This window comes from candidate division WOR-3 bacterium (assembly GCA_016934535.1).
GTDB lineage: Bacteria > SDB-A > SDB-A > SDB-A > SDB-A > JAFGIG01.
The window spans coordinates 1-6,455 of sequence record JAFGSQ010000044.1; the positions used below are offsets into that span (position 1 = coordinate 1).

General features: G+C 38.9%; 5 protein-coding genes. 3 read left to right on the forward strand and 2 right to left on the reverse strand.

Features of this window, described 5'->3' with window-relative positions; all coding sequences use genetic code 11:
- On the forward strand, window positions 1-301 hold a 301-nt coding region (locus JXL83_06800; GenBank protein MBN2363822.1), incomplete at its 5' end, for a hypothetical protein.
- Window positions 302-862: 561 nt separating this feature from the next.
- A complete protein-coding gene (locus JXL83_06805; GenBank protein ID MBN2363823.1) occupies window positions 863-2,764 on the forward strand; it encodes a potassium transporter TrkA in 1,902 nt (633 codons plus the stop codon).
- Between the two features lie 38 nt (window positions 2,765-2,802).
- Here JXL83_06805 and JXL83_06810 read toward each other — a convergent pair whose 3' ends face one another.
- Together JXL83_06810 and JXL83_06815 are read right to left on the reverse strand one after the other, a co-directional pair.
- Window positions 2,803-4,251 (reverse strand): right-handed parallel beta-helix repeat-containing protein, encoded by a 1,449-nt coding sequence (locus JXL83_06810; GenBank protein ID MBN2363824.1) that lies wholly within the window; start codon window positions 4,249-4,251, stop codon window positions 2,803-2,805.
- Window positions 4,252-4,420: 169 nt separating this feature from the next.
- Complete coding sequence (locus JXL83_06815) at window positions 4,421-5,542, reverse strand: helix-turn-helix transcriptional regulator (protein MBN2363825.1); 1,122 nt, start codon at window positions 5,540-5,542, stop codon at window positions 4,421-4,423.
- Between the two features lie 121 nt (window positions 5,543-5,663).
- On the opposite strand from JXL83_06815, the gene JXL83_06820 reads away from it, so the two are divergent.
- On the forward strand, window positions 5,664-6,200 hold the full coding sequence (locus JXL83_06820; protein ID MBN2363826.1) for an AraC family transcriptional regulator: 537 nt from the start codon (window positions 5,664-5,666) through the stop codon (window positions 6,198-6,200).
- Window positions 6,201-6,455: the final 255 nt, after the last annotated feature.

Sequence of the window (6,455 nt, forward strand, 5' to 3'; positions counted from 1 at the left end):
AAGCTTTCCATTTATTTTACAAAAACTTTCAGTAGTTGTTATTACAAAAAAAGAAGATATTGATGATAATGTAATAACTGGAGAATTAATCATAAAAAATAAACAAATTGAACTTCAAAGAATACCTTTTGAAATAAAATATAATGGAAAAATAATATGTAGATCAATTATTAGAATTGATGGATTTATAATACCATCCCCTGAAGATATTGATTTTATTTTTGAGTATAATAAAAAGGAAATTGAAAAAAAGACATTAAAAGTTTTACAACTTCCTGTTAAACCAATAATTGAATCGTAATAATTAGTTTTAATAATTATTATTCTTTCCTATCAAAGTTGTAATTATATAAAGATCAATTATAAACAGTGTTTGATGATGAAGATTTATATGATGATATGTTGCGTAAAGAGGAAGGATTATAGATGATGAGAGGTGTTGTAAATCACATATTTGGTGCCTTAATGTATATAGTTACCTAATTTTTTACCACGAAGCAGAGTAAACTTCTCACGAAATTATCTTATTTGCAAAAGCAAATAAGAGATCTTACACGAAGGTCTGTATATTTGCTTTCAGCAAATATACAGCCTACACGAAGTAATAAAATTTGTTACACAAATTTTTATAAAAAAAGTTTCTTTATTTTTCTTTCTTCTTCATTTGCGTCTATTCGCGGTTAGTATTCTTTTTGTTTAATGATTTTATTGTATATAAACTTTTCTATTTTGCTTTATGCAAATTAGGATTCGCGGATAATCCTCTTCTCTGCCGTAAATCAAAATCTTTTCACTGACCTATTGACAATGAGCAAATAAAAAAATATAAGATTCTTTTGCTAACATTAAACCCGGAGAAAACATGAAAGACAAAGACGGCGTGACATTCAGGGAAAAATTCAGCTACGCTTTTGACAACGTCATGTCCAAAGGGCCTGCTGCTCTTATAGGATGGCTTGCAATCCTTTCGCTTCTCGTTGTGCTTATATTTTCTGTAATCGTTTTGCTGACCCACACTGCTCCCGAAAATGTAGGTTTCATAAAACTTATATGGATGAGCATGCTTAGAACACTTGACCCGGGAACAATGGGGGCAGATGAGGGAAACGTTCTCTTTCTCCTCTCCATGTTCGGCGTCACTCTCGGAGGTATTTTCATAATAAGCACTCTCATAGGTATTCTTACAACGGGACTTGAATCGAGACTCGATTCGATGAGAAAGGGCAGATCGAAAATTATCGAGTCCAATCACACCGTCATACTGGGTTGGTCTGAACAGGTCTTCACTATAATTAGAGAACTCGTTATTGCAAATGAAAATCAGAAAAAATCTTGCATAGCCATCCTTGCAGACAAAGACAAGGTGGAGATGGAGGACGAGATAAAGATAAAAACCGGAAGCAAGGGAAAAACAAAAGTCGTCTGCCGAACAGGAAACCCGGCCGATTTAGCCGACCTCGAACTTATGAGGCTCAAGACTTCAAAATCCATAATAGTCCTTTCTCCCGACTCGGAAAATCCTGATTCGGAAGTTATAAAAACCATTCTGGCGATTACAAACAACCCTCACAGAAGAGAAGAACCCTACCACGTGACCGCCCTGCTCAGAAATCCGGAAAACGTCGAAATAGCCAAAATGGTCGGAAAAGACGAAGTCGAGCTAGTCTTGTCAGGTGAATTAATCGCAAGAATGATGGCTCAGACCTGCCTGCAGTCCGGTCTGTCGATAGTTTATTACGAGCTTCTCGACTTCGGAGGCGACGAGATATATTTCAAGGACGAACCTTCACTATATGGAAAAAAATTCTCGGAAACACTTGCTCTTTATGAAGACTCGTCTGTCATAGGATTGTTCCCGAAAGGGGGAACGCCTCTTTTAAATCCTCCCATGGATACTGTTGTCGGGGAAGGCGACCAGATTATTGCCATATCCGAAGACGACGACACAGTCGTTCTGTCGGGCGTTGAAAAACACGAAATTTTCGAAAACGCCATAGTAGAAAAACACGAGGACGTAAAAAAGCCTCAAAGAATTCTGCTGATAGGGTGGAACTGGAGAGCGCCGATCATAGTCAGGGAATTGGATAATTATCTCGCATCCGGTTCTTTCATTCAGGTTGTATACGACATTGAAAACAACGGTGTTGAAGAAAGACTTTCCCAGCTTCAGCTGAAAAACGCGACTTACAAAATTTCAAGGAACAAGACAACGGACAGAAGAGTCCTCGAAAGCCTTGACATTCCTACTTATAACCATGTCATCCTGCTTTGTTATTCTGACCACCTCACCCCGCACGAAGCTGATTCTCAGACTCTGATAACCCTCCTGCACATAAGAGAAATTTCCGAAAACACAAAAAATTCTTTCTCGGTGGTCAGTGAAATGATTGACGTCAGGAACCGGAATCTGGCCGAAATAACCAAAGCCGACGACTTCATCATCAGCGACAACCTGATAAGTCTTCTGCTTTCGCAGATTTCAGAAAACAAATACCTTAGCGCTGTTTTCGAGGACCTTTTCGATCCCGAGGGCTCGGAGACCTATATCAAACCGGTGGAAAGATACGTCAAAACCGGAACTACCATAGATTTTTACACTGTTTTAAAATCCGCATCTCTCAAAAGCGAGGTCGCGATAGGATACAGACTGAAAAAATTCTGGAACGACCCGGAAAAAGCCTACGGAATAGTCGTCAATCCGGACAAATCAGAAAAAATCACTTTTTCAGAAGGCGACAAGATAATCGTAATGGCGGAGGATTGAAGACTATGCGACAATCTTCCTATTGCGTAAATAAAACCTCAAAACCAGTTCAGTTTGGCCGTTCCGATTATGTTTTCATCGTCTTTTATTACAACAAAAACAGTATTGCCGGGACATCCTGATAGATTGATTGATTCTTCGTAATCTCCGGCGTTGAAATAACCTTCCCGGATATTTTTGATTTTTCTTCCCGATGAATCAAAAAGGGAAATACAGTAGTGTCCGGAACTGTGTAATGTAAAAAATATCCTGAACTCCCCGCTGAATCTCACTGAAAGCAAACTACAGGAGTTTTTTCCACCAAAGACAACGTCTACCGGGAAACTAGATTCCTCAACATTGCTTCCGAAGAAAACAAAATCAATGCATAACGGTCCTCCATAAACTCCCATATCATTTACTGTAGTCCCCTTTGAAGGATACAACGCTTGACCTACGTTCAAAGAGTCTTCCAGATCGTTGAATTGCGATGAGGGGTTACCCGAATCGATGCAAGGCGATGAATTCGAAAGATGGCACAAAGAATCTTCAAAAAGAGGCGCTACATTGATATTTCCCGTTCCGGAATACCCTCCTTCTATGTCGCAGTAGGAAGCGTAAATGACTGCTCCATCAACCGGCGCTAAAGGCCCCCCGGTGGCCTGAGTATTGTCCCAGATTATATTATTCCTCACAAAGACAGTGCTGCCCCACGCGAAAAGCGCGCCTCCCCTTCCTCCATATGCACCTGATCCGTATGAATGATTATCGACAATCGTGTTGTTCTGGATAATTATTGAATCACCGGAATTGCCGATAGTCCAAATTCCTGCTCCTCCGTAAGTTTCTCCCCCATAATTTTCTCTTATTACATTGTTTACTATCAATGCTCCAGAATAATCAACGACGATACCGCCCCCATATCTGCCTTCATTGAAAGATATTACATTATTCACTATCAAAGGATTTCCACCGTATGTCAGCAAGCCTCCCCCTTCCGCCCCGTTTACACCCGTTATGTTTGTTACATGATTGTCTATGATGATGTTGTTTTTTATGACTGGTGATGAGTTATACATGAAAATCCCGCCTCCTCCTCTCCAAGTGTAAGTCGGAAAAGAGGTGTCCACCCAGACTGTTCCGCTCCCGCCTGTAATTGTAAAGCCAGTCAATACGCAAGATGCGTCGCCGACGTTTTTGAAAAAGACAGTGCTGGCCGTGTCGGAATTCGCTGGAGCTGATCCGTCGATGACAGTATTGATTATGTGAGAACAGTCATTGTCAGTGATAAAATAACTTGCGACAACAATATATTTACTGTCGATAAACAAATTTTCTCTGTACTTTCCCTCTCCAACAAGCACTGTATCACCGTAATATCCGGCGGAATCTATTGCTTCCTGTATTGACAAATATTCTTCGGGGACTCTTATTATGTCTGCATGTGCCTTTGCAGAAACTGCGACAAAGAAAATTGCGACAGCGTGTTTTAAAACCGGAAATTTCATCTGTACTCCTTTCCTGAAGTTTTGCGATTATTGGATCTTCTCTGACCAGTTCACAGGTCCTCCAATCTTTTTTATGCTTATAAAAGTGGAGACTTTATTATTTTTGTCGACCGAATTTAAAAAGCCGGACTATCTATTTTGAAAAATAATTGAAATAAATGAAAAAATTTTAGACGCTTTTTTTAAACTGAACAGGCGTCATCCCTGTAAGCTTCTTGAAAACGTCATTAAAAGTGGATTTTGAGTTGAATCCTACCTCGTAGAGTATCTGAAGAACGGTTTTATATTCCATCTGAGGATCTTTGAGCATTTTTTTTGCCTCTTCAATTCTATGTTTGTTTATCAAACCGTAAAAATTGGTTTTGAAACGGACGTTGATGACTGTTGACAGTTTCCAGGGCTGGACAGAAAGCATCTGTGAAAAGTCTTCAATGGTAAGAGCGGGTTTTAAAAATGGTTTTTTTTCTTTTATAAATCTCTTTACCTCCAGTTCAAGAATATCCATTTCTTCTTGATCTAGTCTATTTCCATTTTTTGCCTGATCTATTCCTTCGAAGTCTTTGAACCTCAAAAGACTTTTAAAAAAAAGAACCGTAACGTAAAACAGATATATGGATATCGAAAAAAGATCGACAATTTTCAGCAGATCGTTGGATACTATATTGAAAATCGAAAACAGCGATCTTGACACGATGAAAATCCAGTGGAGACTGATTAGAAGCAAGAGGGAATACATCCACGACAGGCTGATTTTCTCCAGGGACGAATACTTGTCCAGAATTCCGGATTGGTAATTTCTGACGATCTTAAAAATGAGAACAACATAAATTGCTATCTGAATGAAATTACCAGTCCAAAATACGTTCCAAAGATACACGTCGAAAGTTTTATAAATCAGTTGATTTTTGGAAGAAACGCCCGAAACGTAAAATAAATAAGCGAAACTCAGGTACAGGGCAACTATAGCAAAAGGAGCGAAATTGAGCCAATCCTTAGCTTTCAGTACGTATTTCTTGAAGCACATTGATTTAACATACAGATACAGAGTCGGAGCCAGGAGAAAATATAAGGAGCTGGTCACGATAAGTAAATAAAGATGATAATCATAGGACAGAATTTTAAACCTGAAAACAAACCACCTGGTCATTAATAGAGCTTTTACAAGAAAAAAGGAAGCAAGAAGATCTCTGTTCTGTTTATTTTTTGTATTATAAAAAAAAAGAACCGTAACAAGTATGAATAGTTCAAATCCTGCAGTCGTGAGGACAAAATCGGTCAAAGAGTCGATCATGTCCAAATTTTATTTAACCCTGAGATTGTTGTCAATTATTTGTCTGTTAATTTTTTCGAGAATTGCTTTTTAAAATTGCGATGATATAATTTTTAAATATTCTCAACAACGGAGGTAGACTATGAAGGTAATGTTTTTACTGGCATTTCTCATTGCGTTCTCTATATCGTTGAATTCTGAAGTAGTAAACCCCGATCCCGAGATAGTAGAACTCGGAGAAATGACAGTCATAGGTTATCAGTCCCTTATCAGTATGAAGCACAATCTGATATTCGATCTTTGGATGAGATACATGGCCAAGATCGGAGAGATCCAGAATCTATCCGACCCTAAAGTCAGCTTGGGTATAACTTACTGGGGAGAAGAGAAAGACGACGATTATTTGTTCTTCCACCTTGTTGGAATGCAGGTTACGGACTTCTCAGTTATACCTCAGGGAATGACCTATCTCATCATTCCCGCGCATAAATACGCGAAATTCACTCACAGAGGCTCTCTGGAAAGCCTTTCGGAAACTTACGGTTTCATATACAGCGAATGGGCGGCTTCCGGTGTATATCCGATTTCCGGGGATTTCTTTGAATTAGAATGGTACGACGAAAGATTCAACCCCTCGAGTTCCGAGTCAGAATTGGACATCTACGTACCTATAAACTGAAATATTCTTTCATAGGGGGCAGGCTTATGACCCGCCCCCTTCCTTTTTCCCTTATTTGCCGTCTGGAAATTCAGATCAAACATGATTTTACATTTTCAGAACCATGTAATACACTAGCTTTTGAGTTCTCTATCCATTAAATTAAGAACACAAGGAGAAATCATGAAATGTGCGTTATTATTTTTCGCGCTTTTGGCACTGATCCTTCCATTACATATTTTTGCAGAAGATGTCCTTGTCTCAATTGATCTCGAC

Bases quoted from the DNA above. Each gene is read 5' to 3' on its own strand.
- JXL83_06805 (MBN2363823.1), top strand. From the start codon at position 863: ATGAAAGACAAAGACGGCGTGACATTCAGGGAAAAATTCAGCTACGCT.
- JXL83_06810 (MBN2363824.1), bottom strand. From the start codon at position 4,251: ATGAAATTTCCGGTTTTAAAACACGCTGTCGCAATTTTCTTTGTCGCA.
- JXL83_06815 (MBN2363825.1), bottom strand. From the start codon at position 5,542: ATGATCGACTCTTTGACCGATTTTGTCCTCACGACTGCAGGATTTGAA.
- JXL83_06820 (MBN2363826.1), top strand. From the start codon at position 5,664: ATGAAGGTAATGTTTTTACTGGCATTTCTCATTGCGTTCTCTATATCG.